Source organism: Stenotrophomonas sp. Sm6012, from assembly GCF_030985895.1.
Lineage (GTDB): Bacteria > Pseudomonadota > Gammaproteobacteria > Xanthomonadales > Xanthomonadaceae > Stenotrophomonas > Stenotrophomonas forensis.
This window is the reverse complement of sequence record NZ_JAPTFX010000084.1, coordinates 1-19,389: the sequence shown is the minus strand read 5'-3', so window position 1 is coordinate 19,389 and position 19,389 is coordinate 1. Positions and strand designations below refer to the sequence as shown.

At 63.7% G+C, this 19,389-nt stretch carries 30 protein-coding genes and 1 pseudogene; 1 reads left to right on the top strand and 30 read right to left on the bottom strand.

Going from position 1 to position 19,389, the window contains the following annotated elements; all coding sequences use genetic code 11:
* Positions 1-187: 187 nt before the first annotated feature.
* Positions 188-1,579 carry a 3-deoxy-7-phosphoheptulonate synthase class II gene (locus tag O0J73_RS14445; RefSeq protein WP_049457545.1) on the bottom strand — a complete coding sequence of 464 codons (1,392 nt, stop codon included), beginning with the start codon at positions 1,577-1,579 and terminating at the stop codon, positions 188-190.
* 220 nt (positions 1,580-1,799) lie between these two features.
* On the opposite strand from O0J73_RS14445, the gene O0J73_RS14440 reads away from it, so the two are divergent.
* Positions 1,800-3,929, top strand: a complete 2,130-nt coding sequence (locus tag O0J73_RS14440) for a TonB-dependent receptor (protein WP_308308990.1) — start codon at positions 1,800-1,802, stop codon at positions 3,927-3,929.
* A gap of 45 nt (positions 3,930-3,974) precedes the next feature.
* Here O0J73_RS14440 and O0J73_RS14435 read toward each other — a convergent pair whose 3' ends face one another.
* The 29 genes and pseudogenes from O0J73_RS14435 to O0J73_RS14295 form a co-directional block, all read right to left on the bottom strand.
* Positions 3,975-4,481 (bottom strand): disulfide bond formation protein B, encoded by a 507-nt coding sequence (locus tag O0J73_RS14435; RefSeq protein WP_004154504.1) that lies wholly within the window; start codon positions 4,479-4,481, stop codon positions 3,975-3,977.
* Between the two features lie 184 nt (positions 4,482-4,665).
* A complete protein-coding gene (gene rplQ / locus O0J73_RS14430; RefSeq protein ID WP_005408217.1) occupies positions 4,666-5,049 on the bottom strand; it encodes a 50S ribosomal protein L17 in 384 nt (127 codons plus the stop codon).
* 191 nt (positions 5,050-5,240) lie between these two features.
* On the bottom strand, positions 5,241-6,239 hold the full coding sequence (gene rpoA, locus O0J73_RS14425; RefSeq protein ID WP_004145453.1) for a DNA-directed RNA polymerase subunit alpha: 999 nt from the start codon (positions 6,237-6,239) through the stop codon (positions 5,241-5,243).
* A gap of 56 nt (positions 6,240-6,295) precedes the next feature.
* A complete protein-coding gene (gene rpsD / locus O0J73_RS14420; RefSeq protein ID WP_004145446.1) occupies positions 6,296-6,925 on the bottom strand; it encodes a 30S ribosomal protein S4 in 630 nt (209 codons plus the stop codon).
* Between the two features lie 15 nt (positions 6,926-6,940).
* A complete protein-coding gene (gene rpsK / locus O0J73_RS14415; protein WP_004145443.1) occupies positions 6,941-7,330 on the bottom strand; it encodes a 30S ribosomal protein S11 in 390 nt (129 codons plus the stop codon).
* 11 nt (positions 7,331-7,341) lie between these two features.
* On the bottom strand, positions 7,342-7,698 hold the full coding sequence (gene rpsM / locus O0J73_RS14410; protein ID WP_004154500.1) for a 30S ribosomal protein S13: 357 nt from the start codon (positions 7,696-7,698) through the stop codon (positions 7,342-7,344).
* 347 nt (positions 7,699-8,045) lie between these two features.
* The gene (secY, locus tag O0J73_RS14405; protein WP_004154499.1) at positions 8,046-9,413 is read right to left on the bottom strand and encodes a preprotein translocase subunit SecY; all 1,368 of its coding nucleotides are present in this window, start codon (positions 9,411-9,413) and stop codon (positions 8,046-8,048) included.
* Between the two features lie 7 nt (positions 9,414-9,420).
* Positions 9,421-9,864 (bottom strand): 50S ribosomal protein L15, encoded by a 444-nt coding sequence (gene rplO / locus O0J73_RS14400; protein ID WP_004154498.1) that lies wholly within the window; start codon positions 9,862-9,864, stop codon positions 9,421-9,423.
* 6 nt (positions 9,865-9,870) lie between these two features.
* Positions 9,871-10,062: a 50S ribosomal protein L30 gene (gene rpmD, locus O0J73_RS14395; protein WP_004154497.1), complete on the bottom strand. Its 192-nt coding sequence runs from the start codon at positions 10,060-10,062 to the stop codon at positions 9,871-9,873.
* Positions 10,055-10,597, bottom strand: a complete 543-nt coding sequence (gene rpsE / locus O0J73_RS14390) for a 30S ribosomal protein S5 (protein WP_004154496.1) — start codon at positions 10,595-10,597, stop codon at positions 10,055-10,057. The genes rpmD and rpsE overlap by 8 nt, the downstream gene beginning before the upstream one ends.
* Before the next feature lie 161 nt (positions 10,598-10,758).
* Entirely contained in the window at positions 10,759-11,118 is a 360-nt protein-coding gene (rplR, locus tag O0J73_RS14385) for a 50S ribosomal protein L18 (RefSeq protein WP_024957318.1), read from the bottom strand.
* A gap of 80 nt (positions 11,119-11,198) precedes the next feature.
* Positions 11,199-11,723, bottom strand: a complete 525-nt coding sequence (rplF, locus tag O0J73_RS14380; protein WP_308308989.1) for a 50S ribosomal protein L6 — start codon at positions 11,721-11,723, stop codon at positions 11,199-11,201.
* An 18-nt stretch (positions 11,724-11,741) separates the two neighbouring features.
* Positions 11,742-12,140, bottom strand: a complete 399-nt coding sequence (gene rpsH, locus O0J73_RS14375) for a 30S ribosomal protein S8 (protein ID WP_005408210.1) — start codon at positions 12,138-12,140, stop codon at positions 11,742-11,744.
* A 259-nt stretch (positions 12,141-12,399) separates the two neighbouring features.
* Complete coding sequence (rpsN, locus tag O0J73_RS14370; RefSeq protein WP_005408209.1) at positions 12,400-12,705, bottom strand: 30S ribosomal protein S14; 306 nt, start codon at positions 12,703-12,705, stop codon at positions 12,400-12,402.
* An 18-nt stretch (positions 12,706-12,723) separates the two neighbouring features.
* On the bottom strand, positions 12,724-13,266 hold the full coding sequence (gene rplE, locus O0J73_RS14365) for a 50S ribosomal protein L5 (protein WP_004154491.1): 543 nt from the start codon (positions 13,264-13,266) through the stop codon (positions 12,724-12,726).
* 11 nt (positions 13,267-13,277) lie between these two features.
* Positions 13,278-13,595 (bottom strand): 50S ribosomal protein L24, encoded by a 318-nt coding sequence (gene rplX, locus O0J73_RS14360; protein ID WP_004154490.1) that lies wholly within the window; start codon positions 13,593-13,595, stop codon positions 13,278-13,280.
* A 16-nt stretch (positions 13,596-13,611) separates the two neighbouring features.
* Positions 13,612-13,980 carry a 50S ribosomal protein L14 gene (gene rplN / locus O0J73_RS14355; protein WP_004145357.1) on the bottom strand — a complete coding sequence of 123 codons (369 nt, stop codon included), beginning with the start codon at positions 13,978-13,980 and terminating at the stop codon, positions 13,612-13,614.
* Positions 13,981-13,992: 12 nt separating this feature from the next.
* On the bottom strand, positions 13,993-14,262 hold the full coding sequence (gene rpsQ, locus O0J73_RS14350; RefSeq protein ID WP_004154489.1) for a 30S ribosomal protein S17: 270 nt from the start codon (positions 14,260-14,262) through the stop codon (positions 13,993-13,995).
* An 11-nt stretch (positions 14,263-14,273) separates the two neighbouring features.
* Positions 14,274-14,459 carry a 50S ribosomal protein L29 gene (gene rpmC, locus O0J73_RS14345; protein ID WP_004154487.1) on the bottom strand — a complete coding sequence of 62 codons (186 nt, stop codon included), beginning with the start codon at positions 14,457-14,459 and terminating at the stop codon, positions 14,274-14,276.
* Complete coding sequence (gene rplP, locus O0J73_RS14340; RefSeq protein ID WP_004154486.1) at positions 14,459-14,872, bottom strand: 50S ribosomal protein L16; 414 nt, start codon at positions 14,870-14,872, stop codon at positions 14,459-14,461. The genes rpmC and rplP overlap by 1 nt, the downstream gene beginning before the upstream one ends.
* Positions 14,873-14,877: 5 nt before the next feature.
* Positions 14,878-15,612, bottom strand: a complete 735-nt coding sequence (rpsC, locus tag O0J73_RS14335; RefSeq protein ID WP_004145350.1) for a 30S ribosomal protein S3 — start codon at positions 15,610-15,612, stop codon at positions 14,878-14,880.
* An 18-nt stretch (positions 15,613-15,630) separates the two neighbouring features.
* The gene (gene rplV, locus O0J73_RS14330; protein ID WP_004145348.1) at positions 15,631-15,966 is read right to left on the bottom strand and encodes a 50S ribosomal protein L22; all 336 of its coding nucleotides are present in this window, start codon (positions 15,964-15,966) and stop codon (positions 15,631-15,633) included.
* A 12-nt stretch (positions 15,967-15,978) separates the two neighbouring features.
* A complete protein-coding gene (rpsS, locus tag O0J73_RS14325) occupies positions 15,979-16,248 on the bottom strand; it encodes a 30S ribosomal protein S19 (protein WP_004154485.1) in 270 nt (89 codons plus the stop codon).
* A 6-nt stretch (positions 16,249-16,254) separates the two neighbouring features.
* Positions 16,255-17,082: a 50S ribosomal protein L2 gene (rplB, locus tag O0J73_RS14320; protein ID WP_004154484.1), complete on the bottom strand. Its 828-nt coding sequence runs from the start codon at positions 17,080-17,082 to the stop codon at positions 16,255-16,257.
* A gap of 10 nt (positions 17,083-17,092) precedes the next feature.
* Positions 17,093-17,392, bottom strand: coding sequence for a 50S ribosomal protein L23 (gene rplW / locus O0J73_RS14315; RefSeq protein WP_004145338.1), 300 nt, complete (start codon positions 17,390-17,392; stop codon positions 17,093-17,095).
* Positions 17,389-17,994: a 50S ribosomal protein L4 gene (gene rplD, locus O0J73_RS14310; protein WP_004145337.1), complete on the bottom strand. Its 606-nt coding sequence runs from the start codon at positions 17,992-17,994 to the stop codon at positions 17,389-17,391. Before rplD ends, rplW begins: the two co-directional genes overlap by 4 nt.
* A gap of 12 nt (positions 17,995-18,006) precedes the next feature.
* Positions 18,007-18,657: a 50S ribosomal protein L3 gene (rplC, locus tag O0J73_RS14305; RefSeq protein ID WP_004145336.1), complete on the bottom strand. Its 651-nt coding sequence runs from the start codon at positions 18,655-18,657 to the stop codon at positions 18,007-18,009.
* Positions 18,658-18,668: 11 nt separating this feature from the next.
* Complete coding sequence (gene rpsJ, locus O0J73_RS14300; protein WP_005408208.1) at positions 18,669-18,980, bottom strand: 30S ribosomal protein S10; 312 nt, start codon at positions 18,978-18,980, stop codon at positions 18,669-18,671.
* A 332-nt stretch (positions 18,981-19,312) separates the two neighbouring features.
* A pseudogene (locus tag O0J73_RS14295) lies at positions 19,313-19,389 on the bottom strand (elongation factor Tu); the annotation flags it as partial.

Here is a 19,389-nt window from a genome sequence, read left to right as displayed (position 1 = left end):
TTTGCTTGCGAAGCACTGCTTCGCAAGCGCCCGAACGCACAGCCGCCAGCGGCTGGGCCGGACCCCGGAGGGGGGTTTACGGCGTGTCCTGACCACCCACACCGCCCCACCATCCCACGGATAGCAGGCTTTTGAAGTTGCTCTGGATTGCAGCAGGTGCAGGGCTGCAAGCCCTGCCGAAAAACCCTTACCGCACCTGCTCCTGCTTGCGCACGATCGCCATCGCGATCTCCAGCGACTGCTCGTAGTTCAACCGCGGGTCCACCGTCGAACGATACGCACGCTCCAGATCGCGCTCGGTCAACTCGCGCGCGCCACCGGTGCACTCGGTCACATCCTCGCCGGTCAGCTCCAGGTGCACGCCGCCCAGGCGCGTGCCTGCGGCCGCATGCAGGTCGAACGACATCTCCACTTCGCCGCGCACGTTGTCGAAGCGACGCGTCTTGAAACCATTGGCCGTGCTCTCGGTATTGCCATGCATCGCATCGCATACCCACAGCACACGGCGACCGTCACGCTTGACCGCGTCCAGCAGCGGCGGCAGCTTCCCGGCAATCTGCGCCGCACCCATGCGATGGATGAAGCTCAGGCGGCCGGGTTCATCATGCGGGTTCAGCACATCGATCAGGCGCAGCAGCTGGTCCGGCGTCACCGACGGGCCCACCTTGATCGCGATCGGGTTGCGCACGCCGCGCAGGTACTCCACGTGCGCGCCATCGAGCGCAGCGGTGCGCATGCCGATCCACGGGTAATGCGTGCTCAGGTTCAACCAGCCCTGCTGACGCGGCACCTGGCGGGTCAGCGCCTGTTCGTAGGGCAGCAGCAGCGCTTCGTGCGAGGTGTAGAAATCGATGCGGTTGAGGTTGTGCACGCGGGCCCCGGCCAGGGTCTCCATGAAGTGCACCGCATCGCCGATCGAGGCCACCATTTTCTGGTACTCGGCGGCCAGCGGCGAGTGGCTTACCCACTCCAGGTTCCAGTACTCGGGGTGATGCAGGTCGGCGAAACCACCGTCAATCAGCGCCCGCACGAAGTTCATCGTCATCGCCGAATGCGCGTGGGCCTGCAGCATCCGCTTCGGGTCCGGCAGGCGCGCCGCCTCGGTGAACGCCGGCGCATTGATCACGTCGCCACGGTAGCTGGGCAGGGTCACGCCATCGCGGGTTTCGGTGTCGGCCGAACGCGGCTTGGCGTACTGGCCGGCGAAGCGGCCGACGCGGATCACCGGCTGGCGCAGGCCGTGCACCAGCACCAGGCTCATCTGCAGCAGCACCTTCAACCGGTTGGAAATGGTGCCCGATTCGCAGTCGCTGAAATTCTCGGCGCAGTCGCCCCCCTGCAACAGGAAGCGCTTGCCCTCCTGCGCCTCGGCCAGCTGCTGCTTCAACGCCAGGATCTCCCACGAGGTGACCAGCGGCGGCAGTCGCTTCAGCTCATGCAGGGCCGCATCCAGCGCCACCGGGTCCGGGTAGGTCGGCATCTGCAGCGCGGTCTTGCCACGCCAGCTCTCCGGCGACCACGCAGCGCCGGCGGCGGTCGCGGCAGGATCGGGAACGGGCGAAACGGCGGACAGGCTCATTGCAGACTTCCGGAGGTGGGGGACGTTCATGGTCGCAGAGCCGACCGCTGTCGCAAAGGTCCGGCCGCGCTCTGCACATGTCTGAACGCCGGGGAAAGGGCATCGCGATCGGCCAAATACCGCATGGCCGCGGCCCCCCGGGCAGGCGCATGATTCGCCACGCACTGTTACGAAGTAACACTCCACATACCCCGACCGGCCCCTTCCACAGCCCATCGCCATGAAGCCCTCCCTGCTCGCTACCGGCATCACCCTCGTCCTGGCTCTGGCCAGCCTGCCCGCCTTCGCCGCTGCTGCCTACGACACCTCCGCGTCGGTCAAGGATCTGGACGCTGTGACCGTCCACGCCCAGCTCGACCAGGCCCGCAACATGCTGTCGCCGGACATCGGCAGCAGCCAGTACCAGATCACCGCCGAGGACATCCAGAAGCAGCCGCTGGGTGCCTCCGCGCCGCTCAGCCAGGTGCTGCTGCAGGCCCCGGGTGTGGTCCAGGATTCCTATGGCGGCGTGCACGTACGCGGCGACCACGCCAACCTGCAGTACCGCATCAACGGCGTGCTGCTGCCCGAGTCGATCTCCGGCTTCGGCCAGACCCTGGATGTCCGCACCATCAAGAGCATCCGCCTGATGGACGGGGCGCTGCCGGCGCAGTTCGGCGAACGTACTGCTGCGGTGGTCGACATCACTACACGCAATGGCGCCGAACTTGGCAATGGAGGCAGCGCGGGCCTCACTGCCGGCTCGTTTGGCAAGATCAATCCGAATGCCTCGTGGTGGGGCAACCAGGGCCGCTGGAGCTGGTTCCTGACCGGCAACTACGACCAGAACGAGGTCGGCCTGGAGAATCCGACCAGCTCCCGCAAGCCGCTGCACGACGACACCCACCAGGGCAAGGCCTTCGCCGACCTGACCTACCTGGTCAACGACAACACCCGGCTGAGCGTGTTCGCCGGCTTCGCCAACAACCGCTTCCAGATCCCGGTCAATCCGGGCCAGACACCGCAGTTCGGCTATCTCGACACCACTACCACCTTCGACTCCAGCCAGCTGGATGAGACCCAGCGCGAGACCACCCGCTTCGGCATGCTGGTGCTGCAGGGCACGCTGGGTAGCACCGCCTACCAGCTCTCGGCCGGGCAGCGTTACAGCGATGTGGGATTCAACCCGGACGTGGTCGGCGACCTGGTGTTCAGCGGCGTCGCCTCACAGGTCCAGCGCAGCAACCGCGCGAACACCCTGCAGGCCGACTTCTCCACGCCGCTCGGCAACGACCACACGCTGCGCTACGGCCTGTACGGCAACTACGAGAACGCGCGGGCCAGCAACAACAGCTGGGTGTTCCCGGTCGACGACGCCGGCCAGCAGTCCAGCACCACGCCGCGGCTGATACCCGATCGCAGCGCCTTCCACGCCAGCACGCTGGCGCTGTACGTGCAGGATGAATGGAAGATCGGCGACGACTGGACCGTCAACTACGGCCTGCGCGGTGATCGCTACAAGGCGTTTGGGCGCACCGAGGGCCAGCTCAGCCCGCGCGTGGGCGTGGTCTGGAATGCCAGCGACAGCACCACCGTGCACGCCGGCTACTCCCGCTATTTCACGCCTCCGGCCAGCGAGCTGATCGCCAGCAGCGACATCGCCCTCTACGACGGCACCACCAACCAGCAGCCCAGTGGCGGCAACAACATTCCGCTGGCCGAACGCAGCGACTACTACGACATCGGTGTCTCGCAGCAGCTGGGTGAACACCTCACGCTGGGCCTGGATGCGTACGACCGACGCGTCGCACGCCTGCAGGACGAAGGCCAGTTCGGCGCCGCCTACATCTATTCCACGTTCAACTATCGTCGCGGCCACATCCGCGGCCTGGAGTTCAGTGCCGACTACAGCAACGGGCCGTTCAGCGCCTACTTCAATGCTGCCCTGAACAAGGCCATCGGTACCGACGTCATCACCGGGCAGTACAACCTGGATCCGGAGGCCCTGGCTTACGTGGCCGACCACTGGATCCACCTCGACCACGACCAGAAGCTGACGTCGTCGGGCGGCTTCAGCTACGCCTTCGCGGGCCACAACCGGATCGGTGCCAACTACGTGTTCGGCAGCGGCCTGCGCTCGGACATGGAAGGGGTGCCCAATGGCGGCGAGCTGCCGTCGTACCTGCAGGTCAATCTCAGCGCAGGCCACGACTTCAACGCCGACAGCGGCCATCCGCTGCATGTGCAGCTGGCGCTGATCAATGCACTGGATCGCAGCTACCAGCTGCGCGATGGCGGCGGCGTCGGCGTGTTCGCCCCGCAGTGGGGCCCGCGCCGCGGCGCCTACCTGAGCCTGCAGCAGGACTTCTGAGGACGGACCGTGGTAGTGCCGGCCGCTGGCCGGCATTACCTTGCTTCAGCGCTTGACCTTGCGCAGCGACACCAGCAGCGCCCACAGCGCCAGCAGCACGAACCACACCCCCGACCACATCGGCATGGTCAGGCCCAGGAAGGTCCAGTCGATGTTGCCGCAGTTGCCGGTACCGGTCAGCACCGTGCGGAACACTTCCAGCGGCCCCATGGTCTCGCGCAGGAAGCTCAGCGGCGGGCCGCAGGTCGCGCCCATCTCCGGCGGCAGCATCTGCACGTAGACGTGGCGCGCGGCGATGCCGACACCCACCGCGGCGGCGATGAAGGCCAGTACGCCATAGGTCGCGCGGCCGGGGCGGTTGGACGGCCCGTGCAGCGCGCCGATCAGGAACAGCAGGCCCAGCGCGGCGAATGCCAGGCGTTGGAAGATGCACAGCGGGCACGGTTCCAGGCCCATCTTCAACTGCAGGAAGATCGCGTAGCCCAGCAGGCCCGCACAGATCAGGAAGCCCAGGAAGAACTGGGCGCGGAAGGGCCAGCGCAGTGGATTCATCGTCAACGCTCGAATGGATCAGGCGTCAAGCGTAACCGACAGTGCACGCCATTCGAACCGCCACAGGTGACGCCTGTCGGAACGGTGTGGCTTGCGCGGCTCGCCGCGTAGCGTCCGGCAAGCCCGGAAACGCAAAAGCCCGGCAGAGGCCGGGCTTTCGCTGTGTCGCGTTGGAGCGGTCCGATTACTCGGCCACTTCCTCGGCCACGACCGGACGGTCAACCAGCTCGACGTAGGCCATCGGTGCATTGTCGCCGGCGCGGAAGCCGCACTTCAGCAGGCGCAGGTAGCCGCCCGGACGGTTCGCGTAGCGCGGGCCCAGGATGGTGAACAGGTTGCCCACGGCTTCGTTGTCGCGCAGGCGGGCGAAGGCCAGACGGCGGTTGGCGACGGAGTCGACCTTGGCCAGGGTGATCAGCGGCTCGGCAACGCGGCGCAGTTCCTTGGCCTTCGGCAGGGTGGTCTTGATCAGCTCGTGCTTGAACAGCGAGGCGGCCATGTTCTTGAACATCGCTTCGCGGTGGGCGCTGGTACGGCTGAACTTACGGCCAGACTTCTGGTGACGCATGGTGATGTTCCTTGGTTAATGATGAGGCTGTGCGGATCGTTGTCGCCATCCTGGCGTTGCTGCGCGGACTGCGGATGGTCCTGGCCGCCCGTCCTGGACGACCTGCCGCGCGAACCTGGGGTTCGTCGTGGCATGTTGTGTTGCGTTGAAGGCTCCACCGTTGCCGGTGGAGCCTCCAGGCATTACCGATATCAGCCCAGCATGCCGTGGCTGGCGACGCCGGCCGGCGGCCAGTTCTCCAGCTTCATGCCGAGGGACAGGCCGCGCTGAGCCAGCACTTCCTTGATCTCGGTGAGCGACTTCTTGCCCAGGTTCGGGGTCTTCAGCAGCTCCACTTCGGTCTTCTGAATCAGATCGCCGATGTAGTAGATGCTTTCGGCCTTCAGGCAGTTGGCCGAACGCACGGTCAGCTCCAGATCGTCGATCGGGCGCAGCAGCACCGGATCCACGCCGTTATTGGCCGGCTTGGCCGCACCGCGGTCGCGGTGGGTGAAGTCACCGAACACCGACAGCTGGTCGCTGAGGATGTCGGCGGCGGTGCGCACGGCTTCCTCGGCGTCGATGGTGCCGTTGGTCTCGATATCGATGACCAGCTTGTCCAGGTCGGTACGCTGTTCGACGCGGGCCGCTTCCACGGCATAGGCGACGCGGCGGACCGGCGAGAACGAGGCATCCAGGACCAGGCGGCCGATGGCTCGGGTTTCTTCGTCCGGACGACGACGCGCGGCAGCCGGCTGGTAGCCGAAACCACGTTCGATCTTCAGACGCATGTTCACTGCCGTGTCCTTGGTCAGGTGGCAGATCACGTGGTCGCCGTTCAGGATCTCCACATTGTGGTCGACCTTGATGTCGGCAGCGGTGACAACGCCCGGGCCCTGCTTAGACAGGGACAGGGTGGCGCTGTCGCCGGAGTGCATACGGATGGCCACGTCCTTCAGGTTCAGCAGGACTTCGAGCACGTCCTCCTGCAGACCTTCGACCGTGGTGTACTCATGCAACACGCCGTCGATTTCGACTTCCGTGATGGCGAAGCCCGGGATGGACGACAGCAGCACGCGACGCAGGGCATTGCCCAGCGTATGCCCGTAACCCCGCTCCAAAGGTTCGATAACGACCTTTGCACGGGTGTCGGTAAGGCGTTCGATCTGCGGACCGCGAGGACGCAGAACCTGGTTGGCGGTAACCGTCATGTTGCGGGTTCTCCTAGTGAACCCCCGGCCGTCGCCGGGGGCTCTCCAATGATGAATTACTTCGAATACAGCTCGACGATCAGCGCTTCGTTGATGTCCGCAGGCAGATCCGAACGATCCGGAACAGCCTTGAAGATGCCGGTGAACTTGCCGGAATCCACTTCAACCCACGACGGGCTCAGGTCATGCTGGGCGGCGACGGTCAGGGCTTCCTGAACGCGCAGCTGCTTGGCAGCCTTTTCAGACAGAGCGATGGCGTCGCCAGCCTTGACCTGGTACGAAGCCAGGTTGACCGACTTGCCATTCACGGTGACGCCGCGGTGCGACACCAGCTGACGGGCAGCCGGACGGGTCACGGCGAAGCCCATGCGGTAGACGACGTTGTCCAGGCGGGTTTCCAGCAGCTGCAGCAGGTTCTCGCCGGTGTTGCCCTTCTTGGTCGAGGCCTTCTTGTAGTAGTTGCGGAACTGACGCTCCAGCAGGCCGTAGATACGCTTGACCTTCTGCTTTTCACGCAGCTGGGTGGCGTAGTCGGACAGCTTGCCCTTGCGGGCAGTGGCGCCGTGCTGGCCGGGCTTCTGCTCCAGCTTGCACTTCGAGTCCAGCGCACGCGCCGGGCTCTTCAGGGACAGGTCGGCGCCTTCGCGACGGGCGAGCTTACAGGTAGGACCGATATAACGAGCCATTTCTTATCGCTCCCTTTAGACGCGACGCTTCTTCGGCGGACGGCACCCGTTGTGCGGGATAGGCGTCACGTCGATGATGTTGGTGATCTTGTAGCCGACGTTGTTCAACGAACGCACGGCCGACTCACGGCCCGGACCCGGGCCCTTGATGCGGACTTCCAGCGACTTCACGCCGTAGTCCAGCGCAGCACGACCGGCCTTTTCAGCAGCCACCTGGGCAGCGAACGGGGTCGACTTGCGCGAACCGCGGAAGCCAGCGCCACCGGAGGTCGCCCACGACAGAGCGTTGCCCTGGCGGTCGGTGATGGTGACGATGGTGTTGTTGAACGAAGCGTGGACGTGGGCAACGCCGTCGGTGACGACGCGCTTGATCTTCTTCTTGGTCTTAGCAGCGGGCTTAGCCATTTCTCAGTCCCTTACTTCTTGATCGCCTTGCGCGGACCCTTGCGGGTGCGGGCGTTGGTACGGGTGCGCTGGCCACGCAGCGGGAGGCCACGACGGTGACGCAGGCCGCGGTAGCAGCCCAGGTCCATCAGGCGCTTGATCGCGATACCGATTTCACGGCGCAGATCGCCTTCCACGATGTACTTGCCGACTTCGGCGCGCAGGCGCTCGATTTCCGGCTCCGACAGATCGCGGATCTTGGTGGTCGAAGCAACGCCTGCGACTTCGCAGACCTTCTTCGAACGGGTACGGCCGATGCCGTAAATGCTTTGCAACCCGACCCAGACGTGCTTCTGGGCTGGCAGGTTGACGCCTGCAATACGCGCCATGACGCGGTTCTCCAGCTGAGTGATGGCCGACAGCGCGCCTCGGGCACGCCAATCCGGCAGGATGGATCAAAAAAGTGAACTAGCGATACTAACAAGGTTCCGGTTTACATGGAAGCCCGTGAAACCATTGGTTTCATGAGCCCGGCCTGGGGAGTGTGCCCAGGCTCCGGCGCCGGATAGGGTTGGACCTGGGGTTTCCCCCGGGACCGCCCGCGCTACTCCAGCGCGGGACCACCTCATCACACCCCCACCCGGAACCGCTGCGGGGGCCGCCCTTCGTTTGTGTGGCCGGAGTCCGCGAAGCGGAGGGACCATCACGTCAGGAAGACGAAAGTATAACAGGCCTATCAGCCGCGGGCAAAACCGCCGCGGTTGCCGCCCTTCAGGTTGGCCTTCTTCAGCAGGCTCTCGTACTGGTGCGACATCAGGTGCGCCTGCACCTGGGCGATGAAGTCCATCACCACCACCACCACGATCAGCAGCGAAGTACCGCCGAAGTAGAACGAGGCGTTCAGCTGCGTGCGCATCAGTTCCGGCAGCAGGCAGACGATCACCAGGTACGCCGAGCCGGCCGCGGTCAGGCGGGTCAGCACGCCGTCGATGTAGTCGGCGGTCGCCTTGCCCGGACGGATGCCCGGGATCAGTGCGCCCGACTTCTTCAGGTTGTCGGCGGTTTCCTGCGAGTTGAACACCAGCGCGGTATAGAAGAACGCGAAACCGGTGATCAGCGCGGCGAACACGATCATGTGCAGCGGCTCGCCCGGGCCCAGGGCATTGGCGACCTTCTGCAGGATCTGGCCGAAGCTGCTCTGGTTGGCGGCCTGGCCGGACCACATGGCCAGGGTGGCCGGGAAGGCCAGCAGGCTCGAGGCGAAGATCGCCGGGATGACGCCGGCCATGTTGAGCTTCAGCGGCAGGAACGAGGTCTGGTTCATGTACGCGTTGCGACCGCCCTGGCGGCGCGCGTAGTTGACCGTGATCCGGCGCTGGCCACGCTCGACGAACACCACGAAGAAGGTGAAAGCGAGCACGACGATGGCGATCAGCAGCAGCTGGATGAACTGGATGTTGCCGTCGCGGTAGGCGTCGAAGGTGTGGATGACCGCACCCGGCAGGCCGGCCACGATACCGGCGAAGATGATCAGCGACACGCCGTTGCCGATGCCGCGCTCGGTGACCTGTTCACCGACCCACATCAGGAACATGGTACCGGCGGTCAGCGCGACCACGGCGGTGAGCACGAAGCCCATGCCCGGTGCGTACACGACCGGAGCGCCCGACGGCGAGACCTGGCCCTGCAGGGCCAGCGCGATCGAGCCGCCCTGCACCACTGCCAGCAGCACGGCGCCGATGCGCGAATACTGGGTGATCTTGCGGCGACCGGACTCACCTTCCTTCTGCATCGCCTTCAGGGCGGGGAAGATGTGCACGGCCAGCTGCATCACGATCGATGCCGAAATGTACGGCATCACGTTCAGCGCAAAAATGCTGAAACGGTGCAGGGCGCCGCCCGAGAACATGTTGAACATGTCCACGATGCCGCCGCCCTGCTGTTGCATCATGGCAAGCATGGCATCGGGATTGACGCCCGGCACCGGCACGTAGCAGCCGATGCGATAGACGATCAAAGCCCCGACGACGAACAGCAAACGTTGGCGAAGTTCAGTGAACTTGCCCATTCCGCCCGCGAGGTTACCGATGCCAGCTTGCGCCATGATTTTCTTACTCCGTTACGCTGCCGCCGGCAGCTTCGATTGCGGCCTTGGCGCCAGCCGTGGCAGCAATACCCTTCAGGGTGAACGCCTTGGTCACTTCGCCCTTGACGACGACCTTGGCCTTCTTTGCGGTGCTCGGGACCAGCTTGGCAGCACGCAGGGCGGCGAAGTCGATCTCACCGGCCGGCAGCTTGTCCAGCGCGTACAGCAGCACTTCAGCGGTGTCCTTGGCGATCGGCGAACGGAAGCCGATCTTCGGCAGACGACGCTGCATGGGGGTCTGGCCGCCTTCGAAGCCAGCCTTGATCTTGCCGCCACCCTTACGGGCGAACGAACCCTTGTGGCCGCGGCCGGCAGTCTTGCCCAGGCCCGAGCCGATACCGCGACCGACGCGGGTGCGCTCGGTGCGGGCGCCCGGTGCCGGGCTCAGTTCATTGAGACGCAGAGTCATGATCGATTACTCCTCAACCTTGACGAGGTAGTGAACGGTGTTGATCAGGCCGCGAACCTGCGGGCTGTCCTTCAGTTCACGCACATCGTTGAGCTTGTTCAGGCCCAGGGCACGCACCGACAGGCGGTGACGCGACTGGGTACCACGCAGGCCGCGCACCAGGCGCACCTTCACAGTCTTGTTGGACTCATTAGCCATGGTTGAGTTCCTCCACCTTCTTGCCGCGCTTGGCCGCGATGCGAGCCGGCGACTGCGCAGCAGCCAGGCCCTTCACGGTGGCACGCACCAGGTTGATCGGGTTGCGCGAACCGGTGGCCTTGGCCAGCACGTTCTTCACGCCAACGGCTTCCAGCACGGCGCGCATGGCACCGCCGGCGATGACGCCGGTACCTTCCGAAGCCGGCTGCATGAACACGCGGGCTGCGCCGTGACCATCCTTGATGGTGTGCCACAGGGTGCCGTTGTTCAGGTCAACGCTGACCAGGTTCTTGCGAGCCTGTTCCATCGACTTCTGGATGGCGACCGGCACTTCGCGGGCCTTGCCATAACCGAAACCGACCTTGCCTTCGCCGTCGCCGACGACGGTCAGGGCGGTGAAGGTGAACTGGCGGCCACCCTTGACGGTCTTGCTGACGCGGTTGACCGCGACCAGCTTTTCGATCATGCCGTCGTCGATCTTCTCTTCGCGGTTACGGTCGCGATCGCGACCCCGCTGCTGACGCTCTTCTGCCATGTTGATTCCTTGGTTGTTTGGGTATGTACGGCTCGAGGCCGCTTATGGTTGTGAAGTGACGCGTCGTTCCGGTGGGCCACTGCAGAAGAGCGGCGCCGTCCAGCCTCGCTCAGGCTGGCGAGCAGGCGGGCAGGAGGCCATCGGCCCCCTGCCCTGATCCCTTAGAACTGCAGGCCGGCTTCGCGGGCCGCTTCTGCCAGGGCCTTGATGCGGCCGTGGTAGCGGTAGCCCGAACGATCGAAGGCAACCTTCTCGACGCCGGCGGCCTTGGCGCGCTCAGCGACGATGCGGCCAACCTTGGCAGCGGCATCGGCGTTCTTGCCGTTCTTCAGGCCTTCCATGACGTCGGTCTGGGTGGTGTTGGCGGCAGCCAGCACCTTGGAACCGTCGGCGGTGAAGACCTGGGCGTACAGGTGCTGGCCGGTGCGCAGCACCGACAGGCGGGCGACGCCAAGCTCACGGATGTGGGCGCGGGTCGACTTGGCGCGACGCAGGCGGGCGATGTTCTTGTTCATTTTGATTATTCCTTGAAAGCTGAAGGTTGGGCTTTTCCCCGAGGAGTCCGCACAAGGATGTGCGGGCTCTTGCGAGGGACTCGCGCTTACGCCTTCTTGGCTTCCTTACGGATGATGACTTCGTCGGAGTACTTCACGCCCTTGCCCTTGTACGGTTCCGGCTTGCGGAACGCACGGATCTTGGCGGCGACTTCACCGACGACCTGCTTGTCAGCGCCCTGGACCAGGATCTCGGTCTGGGTCGGGGTGGTGATGGTGATGCCTTCCGGCGCCACGAACACGACCGGGTGCGAGAAACCGAGCGACAGGCTCAGGTCCTTGCCCTGCATGGCAGCACGGTAGCCCACGCCGACCAGCTCCAGCTTGCGCTCGAAGCCTTCGGACACGCCCTTGACCATGTTGGCCAGGATCGCGCGGACGGTACCGGTCAGCGCGACCAGGTCGACGCTTTCGGTGCTCAGGGTGGCAACGCCGTTGTCGACGTTGATGGCAATGCCAGCCGGCTTCGGCAGCGACAGGGTGCCCTTCGGGCCCTTGACGGTGACCGATTCGGCCTGGACGTTCAGTTCAACCTTGCCCAGGGTGACGGGCTTCTTGGCTACGCGGGACATAGTTCTACTCCTCTCGCCTTAGGCCACGAAGCACAGGACTTCGCCGCCGACGCCCAGCTGGCGCGCCTGCGCATCAGTCATGATGCCCTTGGAGGTGGAAATGATGGAGATACCCAGGCCGTTCATGACCTTCGGCAGCTCGCTCTTGCCGCGGTACTGGCGCAGGCCCGAACGCGAGAAGCGCTTCAGGGTCGCGATGACCGGCTTGCCTTCGAAATACTTCAGCACGATTTCCAGCTCGGACTTGTTGTTTTCCAGCTGGGTCACGCGCAGGTCGGTGATGTAACCCTCGTCCTTCAGGACCTGGGCGATCGCAACCTTGATCTTGGACGACGGGGCTTTCACCGTCTGCTTGCCAACCGCGGCCGCATTCTTGATGCGGACCAGCAGGTCGGCGATGGGATCAGTCATGCTCATATGAGTACCTTTGAGTGCACCGATATCCGCTTTCGCGAAAATCTGTTGTCTCCTGGAAACGGGCCAGGTCCCTTGATGCAGCGGGCCACAGACCCGCTCCTGCAACCCCGTTTGCACAGGGCAAGACGCGGGAGTATACGCCAAAAGAGCCCGGCTTGCGCGGGGCTCTTCGGTTTTTTTGCTCAGGGAAGGCTGAACGCCTCCCCTGCCCCGGTTCAGGAACCCCCGAAGGGGCTCCTGATCGCAGGACCGGCTGGGATTACCAGCTGGCCTTGCGCAGACCCGGGACGTCGCCGCGCATGGTGGCTTCGCGCAGCTTGTTGCGGCCGAGGCCGAACTTGCTGTACACGCCACGCGGACGACCCGACAGCTCGCAACGGTTGCGCTGGCGGCTCGGCGACGAATCGCGCGGCAGCTTGGCCAGCTTGGTTGCGGCGTCGATCTTCTCTTCGTAGGTCGCGTCCACGGAGGACACGATCTTCTTCAGAGCCGCACGCTTTTCAGCGTACTTCTTTGCCAGCTTTTCCCGCTTGATGTCGCGGTTGACCATGGAGGTCTTTGCCATTTCGGTTTCCTCGACGGATCAGTTACGGAACGGGAACTTGAACGCTGCCAGCAGCGCCTTCGCTTCCGCGTCGGTCTTCGCAGTGGTGGTGATGGCGATATCCATACCGCGGATCGCGTCGACGGCGTCGAAGTCGATTTCCGGGAAGATGATCTGCTCCTTCACACCCATGTTGAAGTTGCCGCGGCCGTCGAAGGAACGACCGGAAACACCACGGAAGTCGCGCACGCGCGGCAGCGAGATGTTGATCAGGCGATCCAGGAACTCGTACATCTTGTGGCGACGCAGCGTGGTCTTGCAGCCGATCGGCCAACCATCGCGGATCTTGAACGACGCAACCGACACACGCGACTTGGTGACAACCGGCTTCTGGCCGGAAATCTTGGTCATGTCGCCGACGGCGTTTTCCAGGATCTTCTTGTTGGTGGCCGCTTCGCCGACACCCATGTTCAGGGTGACCTTGACCAGCTTCGGCACTTCCATCGGATTGGTGTAGCCGAACTGCTTCATCAGCGCCGGCACCACTTCGTCCTTGTAGAACTTTTCGAGACGGGAACTCATCTTCTCATTCCTCAGGCGTCGAGCGCCTCACCGCTGGAGCGGAACACACGCAGTTTGCGTCCATCCTCCAGCACCTTGAAGCCAACGCGTTCGCCCTTGCCCGAAGCCGGGTTCAGAACATTCACGTTGGAGATATGGATCGAAGCTTCGCGCTCGACCACGCCGCCGGCAACACCTGCCTGCGGGTTCGGCTTGGTGTGGCGCTTGACGATGTTCACGTTGGCGACGACCACACGGTCGCCGTCGACGCGGACGACTTCGCCCTGCTTGCCCTTGTCCTTGCCAGCGTTGACGACAACCTGGTCGCCCTTCTTGATACGGTTAGCCATGATTATCTCCTGTCGCTCACAGCACTTCGGGAGCGAGCGAGACGATCTTCATGAACTTCTCCGAACGAAGTTCACGGGTCACCGGCCCGAAGATACGGGTACCGATCGGCTCCTGCTTGCTGTTCAGCAGGACGGCAGCGTTGCCGTCGAAGCGGATCAGCGAACCGTCGGCGCGACGCACACCCTTGCGGGTACGCACCACGACGGCGTCATACACTTCACCCTTCTTGACCTTGCCGCGCGGAATCGCATCCTTCACGGTGACCTTGATGATGTCGCCGATGCCGGCGTAACGGCGCTTGGAACCACCCAGCACCTTGAAGCACATCACCTGCTTGGCACCCGAATTGTCCGCGACGTCAAGGTAGCTCTGCATCTGGATCATGATTCAGACTCCTTATTCAGCCGCACGCGTGATGACTTCCACCACGCGCCAGTTCTTGGTCTTGGACATCGGAGCAATCTCGGTCACGCGGACGACATCGCCTTCCTTGCAGGCGTTGTCGGCATCGTGGGCGTGCAGCTTCGTCGAGCGCTTGATGTACTTGCCGTACAGCGCGTGCTTGACCTGACGCTCAACCAGGACGGTAACCGTCTTGTCCATCTTGTTGCTGACGACACGGCCTTCGACCGTGCGCAGCGTCTTCTTTTCAGTATTGTCGCTCATAGCGGCCATCCTTACTTCGTGCTGCCGAGCAGGGTCTTGACGCGAGCAATCTCGCGACGGACCCGGCGAATGTCGTGGGTCTTCGGCAGCTGGCCGGTGACCTGCTGCATACGGACAGAGAACTGTTCCTTACGCAGGTCGATCAGGTGGGCCTTGAGTTCGTCAGCCGACTTTTCACGGAGAGTTTTGATATCCATCAGCGCACCGTACGGGTCACGAAAGTGGTGGTGACCGAGAGCTTGGCGGCGGCCAGGCGGAACGCCTCGCGAGCCACTTCCTCGGAAACACCCTCGATTTCATAGATCATGCGGCCGGGCTGGATCTGGGCCACCCAGTATTCCACGTTACCCTTACCAGAACCCATTCGGACTTCGATGGGCTTCTTGGTGATGGGCTTGTCGGGGAACACGCGGATCCACATCTTGCCGCCGCGCTTGACGTAGCGGCTGATCGAGCGGCGGGCCGCTTCGATCTGACGCGCGGTCAGCTGACCGTGTGCGGTTGCCTTCAGGCCGTACTCGCCGAAGCTGACAGCGTTGGCGCTCCAGCTCAGGCCATCGTTACGGCCCTTGTGTACCTTGCGGTACTTGGTTCGCTTGGGTTGCAACATTGTCGTTACCTCGCTTCACGGGCCGGGCGCTGACGGTCACCGCGGTCGCCGCGATCGTGACGATCGTTGCGCGACGGGGTGTCGTCCTGCTTTTCCTGGCCAACCTGGGAGAAATCGAAGACCTCGCCCTTGTAGATCCAGACCTTGATGCCGATGATGCCGTAGGTCGTCTTGGCTTCAGCGAAGCCATAGTCGATGTCGGCACGCAGGGTGTGCAGCGGCACGCGGCCTTCGCGGTACCACTCCGAACGGGCGATTTCTGCACCGTTGAGGCGGCCACCCACGTTGACCTTGATGCCCAGGGCACCCAGGCGCATCGCGTTGCCGACCGAGCGCTTCATTGCACGGCGGAACATGATGCGACGCTCCAGCTGCTGGGCGATCGACTCGGCAACGAGCTGCGCGTCCAGTTCCGGCTTGCGCACTTCGGTGACGTTGATGTGCGCCGGGACGCCCATCATCTCGCTCACTTCCTTGCGCAGCTTCTCGATGTCCTCACCGCGCTTGCCGATCACCACGCCCGGACGGGCGGTGTGGATCGTCACGCGAGCGGTCTTGGCCGGACGCTCGATCAGGATCTTGCTGATGCCGGCCTGAGCCAGCTTCTTGCGCAGCATTTCGCGCACTTTCAGGTCGGCTGCCAGGTAACCAGCGAACTCGGCCTTGTTGGCGTACCACTTGGAGTTCCAGTCCTTGGAAATGCCGAGGCGGATACCAATCGGATGAACTTTATGACCCATGGTCTTTTCCTTATCCGCTTACTTGGCGGCGCCCACAACCACAGTGATGTGGCTGGTGCGCTTGAGGATGCGGGTACCGCGGCCTTTCGCCCGCGCCATGAAACGCTTCAGGGTCGGACCTTCATCAACCATGATGGTCTGAACCTTCAGCTCGTCGACGTCGGCGCCCTGGTTGTTCTCGGCGTTGGCAATTGCCGACTCCACCACCTTCTTGATCAGGTGGGCAGCCTTCTTGTCCGAGAACTTCAGCAGGTTGACCGCACGCTCGGCCGGCAGACCGCGCACCTGGTCAGCGACCAGACGAGCCTTCTGCGGGGAGATGCGCGCAGTGCGCAGGATGGCTTTCGCTTCCATTGTCATCTCTCCTTACTTGCCCGACTTCTTGTCACCACCGTGACCCTTGAAGGTCCGGGTGATGGCAAATTCGCCGAGCTTGTGGCCGACCATGTTCTCGTTGACGAGAACCGGGATGTGGTTCTTGCCGTTATGCACGGCAATGGTGACGCCTACCATGTCAGGCAGGATCATCGAACGGCGCGACCAGGTCTTGATCGGCTTCTTGCTGCCCGCAGCGGCCTCCACCTTCTTGACAAGGTGGTGATCGACGAACGGGCCCTTCTTGAGTGAACGTGCCATGGTCGATTAGCCCCTACGATCGCGGACGATGAACTGCTGAGTGCGCTTGTTATGGCGCGTCTTGTAACCCTTGGTCGGGACACCCCACGGGGTGACCGGATGCGGGTTACCCTGGCCGGCCTTGGCCTCACCACCACCGTGCGGATGGTCAACCGGGTTCATGGCAGCACCACGAACGGTCGGGCGGACGCCGCGCCAACGCTTGGCACCGGCCTTGCCCAGCTTTTCCAGGCTGTGCTCGTCGTTGCCGACTTCACCGATGGTGGCGCAGCACTCGACCGGAACCTTGCGCATTTCACCCGAGCGCAGGCGCAGGGTGGCGTAGATGCCTTCGCGAGCCACCAGCTGCACGGCCGCACCGGCGGCGCGAGCGATCTGAGCGCCCTTGCCCGGCTTCAGTTCGATGCAGTGGATGGTGGTACCGACCGGGATGTTGCGCAGCGGCAGGGTGTTGCCCGACTTGATCGGGGCATCCGAACCGGCGATCACCTGATCACCCGCCTTCAGGCCCTTCGGGGCGATGATGTAGCGGCGCTCACCGTCGACGTAGCACAGCAGGGCGATGTGGGCGGTGCGGTTCGGATCGTATTCGATGCGTTCCACGCGCGCCGGGATGCCCAGCTTGTTGCGCTTGAAGTCGATGATGCGGTAGTGCTGCTTGGCACCACCACCGACGTGACGCACGGTGATGCGGCCATGGTGGTTACGACCACCCGAGCGGCTCTGCGACTCGACCAGTGCGGCGTGCGGAGCACCCTTGTGCAGGTCGGGGGTGACCACGCGCACGGCCGAACGGCGGCCGGGGGAGGTGGGCTTGAATTTCATCAATGGCATGGGATGTACCTCAGGCCTTGGCCGTTACATCGATCGACTGGCCATCGGCCAGGCGAACGTACGCCTTGCGCCAATCGCCGCGGCGGCCAGCACGGTTACGGAAGGACTTGTTCTTGCCCTTGACGTTGACCACGTTGACGGCTTCGACCTTGACGTCGAACAGCTGCTCAACCGCGGCCTTTACATCGGCCTTGGTGGCTTCGTTCGAAACTTCGAAGACATACTGGTTGGAGAGTTCCTGCAGGCGCGCGGTCTTTTCGGAGACACGCGGGGCACGCAGCACGCTGAAGATTTTTTCGTTGCTGTTCATGCCAGCCACTCCTCGACCTTCTTGACCGCGTCAGCGGTGATGACGACCGTGTCGGCACCGACCAGCGACACCGGGTCCAGACCCTGCACGTCACGCACCTGCACGTACGGCAGATTGCGGGCGGACAGGTACAGGTGCTCGGAGGCTTCTTCAGTGACGATCAGCGGGCGCTTGCCCACTTCCAGGCCGGCCAGCTTGGCGATCAGACCCTTCGTGTTGGTCACTTCGACATCGAAGGACTCCACGATGGTCAGACGGCCCTGGCGGTTCAGCTCGGACAGGATCGCGCACATGGCGGCACGGTACTGCTTACGATTGACCTTCTGCTCGAAGCTGCGCGGCTTGGCCGCGAAGGTGACACCGCCGCCGACGAAGATCGGAGCCGTCAGTGCGCCATGACGCGCGCCGCCGCCCTTCTGCTTCTTCGACTTCTTGGTGGTACCAGCCACTTCAGAGCGAGTCTTCTGTGCCTTGGTGCCGGCGCGACCGGCGTTGCGGTAGGCAACGACGACCTGGTGGACCAGATCTTCGCTGAAATCGCGACCGAACACGGCGTCGGAGACCGAGACCTTGTTGTTGCTACCCGTGATAACGAGTTCCATCGTCATCTCTCCTTATGCCTTGCTCGCCGGACGGACGATCACGTCGCCACCCGCCGCGCCCGGAACGGCGCCGCGAACCGCGATCAGACCGCGCTCGACGTCGACCTTGACCACTTCCAGGTTCTGGGTGCTCTGCTGCACCGCGCCCATGTGGCCCGACATCTTCTTGCCCGGGAAAACACGACCCGGGGTCTGGCGCTGACCCAGCGAACCCGGCGCGCGATGCGACAGCGAGTTACCGTGGGTTGCATCGCCCATACGGAAGTTGTGGCGCTTGATGGTGCCCTGGAAGCCCTTACCCTTGGTGACACCCTGGACGTCGACGATCTGGCCGACTTCGAAGATGTCCGCCTTGACTTCGCCGCCAACGGCGAAATCGCCGAGCTGCGCGTCTTCAACGCGGAATTCCCACAGGCCACGACCCGCTTCCACCTTCGCCTTGGCGAAGTGGCCGGCTTCCGGCTTGTTGACCAGGGCAGCGCGACGCGCGCCGACGGTCACCTGCACGGCGCTGTAGCCGTCGGTTTCGACGGTCTTGATCTGCGCGATGCGGTTCGGGGTTGCTTCGATCAGGGTCACCGGGATGGAGCGGCCATCTTCAGTGAACACGCGGCTCATGCCAGCCTTGCGGCCCACGAAGCCCAACGAATACTTCTTCGTCATGGTCGTAGTCCTCAGGTCAGCTTGATCTGAACGTCGACGCCGGCAGCCAGTTCGAGCTTCATCAGCGCGTCCACGGTCTTGTCATTCGGGTCAACGATATCGAGCACGCGCTTGTGCGTGCGGGTCTCGTACTGGTCACGCGCGTCCTTGTCGACGTGCGGGGAAACGAGAACGGTGTAACGCTCGATCTTGGTCGGCAGCGGGATCGGGCCACGCACTTGCGCGCCGGTCCGCTTTGCCGTTTCAACGATCTCGCTGGCCGAACGGTCGATCAGACGATGATCGAACGCTTTCAGCCGGATCCGGATCTTTTGGTCCGCCATGGCGGTAGGTTCCTTCGTTAAAAGAGCGACAGACAAAGCCTCTGGGTTGCTTTGCCCCATGAAATTCCTGAATACGGACGGCCCGCACTCCTGCAGGCCGCCAAGGTCACTCCATAGACCTCAAAAACGTAGGCAGACCAGTTTCCCGGCCTGCCCAGACGTAGAAGCATAATGGCACGCAAGGCAGCTGTCAACAGTCGCCTGTTGACGCCGCCTGAATGGCATTGACCCTTCCTGGTCCGGGGAACACAAGGCACATCCTGTGCCTGCTTTCCCATTTGATACGCCCCGATGCCCTACCCAGGCAACATCGGGGCGCAGATACTACCAGATTACTCGATGATCTTCGAGACCACGCCGGCGCCGACGGTACGGCCGCCTTCGCGGATGGCGAAGCGCAGGCCTTCGT

Bases quoted from the DNA above. Each gene is read 5' to 3' on its own strand.
- O0J73_RS14445 (WP_049457545.1), bottom strand. From the start codon at position 1,579: ATGAGCCTGTCCGCCGTTTCGCCCGTTCCCGATCCTGCCGCGACCGCC.
- O0J73_RS14440 (WP_308308990.1), top strand. From the start codon at position 1,800: ATGAAGCCCTCCCTGCTCGCTACCGGCATCACCCTCGTCCTGGCTCTG.
- O0J73_RS14435 (WP_004154504.1), bottom strand. From the start codon at position 4,481: ATGAATCCACTGCGCTGGCCCTTCCGCGCCCAGTTCTTCCTGGGCTTC.
- rplQ (WP_005408217.1), bottom strand. From the start codon at position 5,049: ATGCGTCACCAGAAGTCTGGCCGTAAGTTCAGCCGTACCAGCGCCCAC.
- rpoA (WP_004145453.1), bottom strand. From the start codon at position 6,239: ATGACGGTTACCGCCAACCAGGTTCTGCGTCCTCGCGGTCCGCAGATC.
- rpsD (WP_004145446.1), bottom strand. From the start codon at position 6,925: ATGGCTCGTTATATCGGTCCTACCTGTAAGCTCGCCCGTCGCGAAGGC.
- rpsK (WP_004145443.1), bottom strand. From the start codon at position 7,330: ATGGCTAAGCCCGCTGCTAAGACCAAGAAGAAGATCAAGCGCGTCGTC.
- rpsM (WP_004154500.1), bottom strand. From the start codon at position 7,698: ATGGCGCGTATTGCAGGCGTCAACCTGCCAGCCCAGAAGCACGTCTGG.
- secY (WP_004154499.1), bottom strand. From the start codon at position 9,413: ATGGCGCAAGCTGGCATCGGTAACCTCGCGGGCGGAATGGGCAAGTTC.
- rplO (WP_004154498.1), bottom strand. From the start codon at position 9,864: ATGACTCTGCGTCTCAATGAACTGAGCCCGGCACCGGGCGCCCGCACC.
- rpmD (WP_004154497.1), bottom strand. From the start codon at position 10,062: ATGGCTAATGAGTCCAACAAGACTGTGAAGGTGCGCCTGGTGCGCGGC.
- rpsE (WP_004154496.1), bottom strand. From the start codon at position 10,597: ATGGCAGAAGAGCGTCAGCAGCGGGGTCGCGATCGCGACCGTAACCGC.
- rplF (WP_308308989.1), bottom strand. From the start codon at position 11,723: ATGTCCCGCGTAGCCAAGAAGCCCGTCACCCTGGGCAAGGTTGAACTG.
- rpsH (WP_005408210.1), bottom strand. From the start codon at position 12,140: ATGAGCATGACTGATCCCATCGCCGACCTGCTGGTCCGCATCAAGAAT.
- rpsN (WP_005408209.1), bottom strand. From the start codon at position 12,705: ATGGCAAAGACCTCCATGGTCAACCGCGACATCAAGCGGGAAAAGCTG.
- rplE (WP_004154491.1), bottom strand. From the start codon at position 13,266: ATGAGTTCCCGTCTCGAAAAGTTCTACAAGGACGAAGTGGTGCCGGCG.
- rplX (WP_004154490.1), bottom strand. From the start codon at position 13,595: ATGGCTAACCGTATCAAGAAGGGCGACCAGGTTGTCGTCAACGCTGGC.
- rplN (WP_004145357.1), bottom strand. From the start codon at position 13,980: ATGATCCAGATGCAGAGCTACCTTGACGTCGCGGACAATTCGGGTGCC.
- rpsQ (WP_004154489.1), bottom strand. From the start codon at position 14,262: ATGAGCGACAATACTGAAAAGAAGACGCTGCGCACGGTCGAAGGCCGT.
- rpmC (WP_004154487.1), bottom strand. From the start codon at position 14,459: ATGGATATCAAAACTCTCCGTGAAAAGTCGGCTGACGAACTCAAGGCC.
- rplP (WP_004154486.1), bottom strand. From the start codon at position 14,872: ATGTTGCAACCCAAGCGAACCAAGTACCGCAAGGTACACAAGGGCCGT.
- rpsC (WP_004145350.1), bottom strand. From the start codon at position 15,612: ATGGGTCATAAAGTTCATCCGATTGGTATCCGCCTCGGCATTTCCAAG.
- rplV (WP_004145348.1), bottom strand. From the start codon at position 15,966: ATGGAAGCGAAAGCCATCCTGCGCACTGCGCGCATCTCCCCGCAGAAG.
- rpsS (WP_004154485.1), bottom strand. From the start codon at position 16,248: ATGGCACGTTCACTCAAGAAGGGCCCGTTCGTCGATCACCACCTTGTC.
- rplB (WP_004154484.1), bottom strand. From the start codon at position 17,082: ATGCCATTGATGAAATTCAAGCCCACCTCCCCCGGCCGCCGTTCGGCC.
- rplW (WP_004145338.1), bottom strand. From the start codon at position 17,392: ATGAACAGCAACGAAAAAATCTTCAGCGTGCTGCGTGCCCCGCGTGTC.
- rplD (WP_004145337.1), bottom strand. From the start codon at position 17,994: ATGGAACTCGTTATCACGGGTAGCAACAACAAGGTCTCGGTCTCCGAC.
- rplC (WP_004145336.1), bottom strand. From the start codon at position 18,657: ATGACGAAGAAGTATTCGTTGGGCTTCGTGGGCCGCAAGGCTGGCATG.
- rpsJ (WP_005408208.1), bottom strand. From the start codon at position 18,980: ATGGCGGACCAAAAGATCCGGATCCGGCTGAAAGCGTTCGATCATCGT.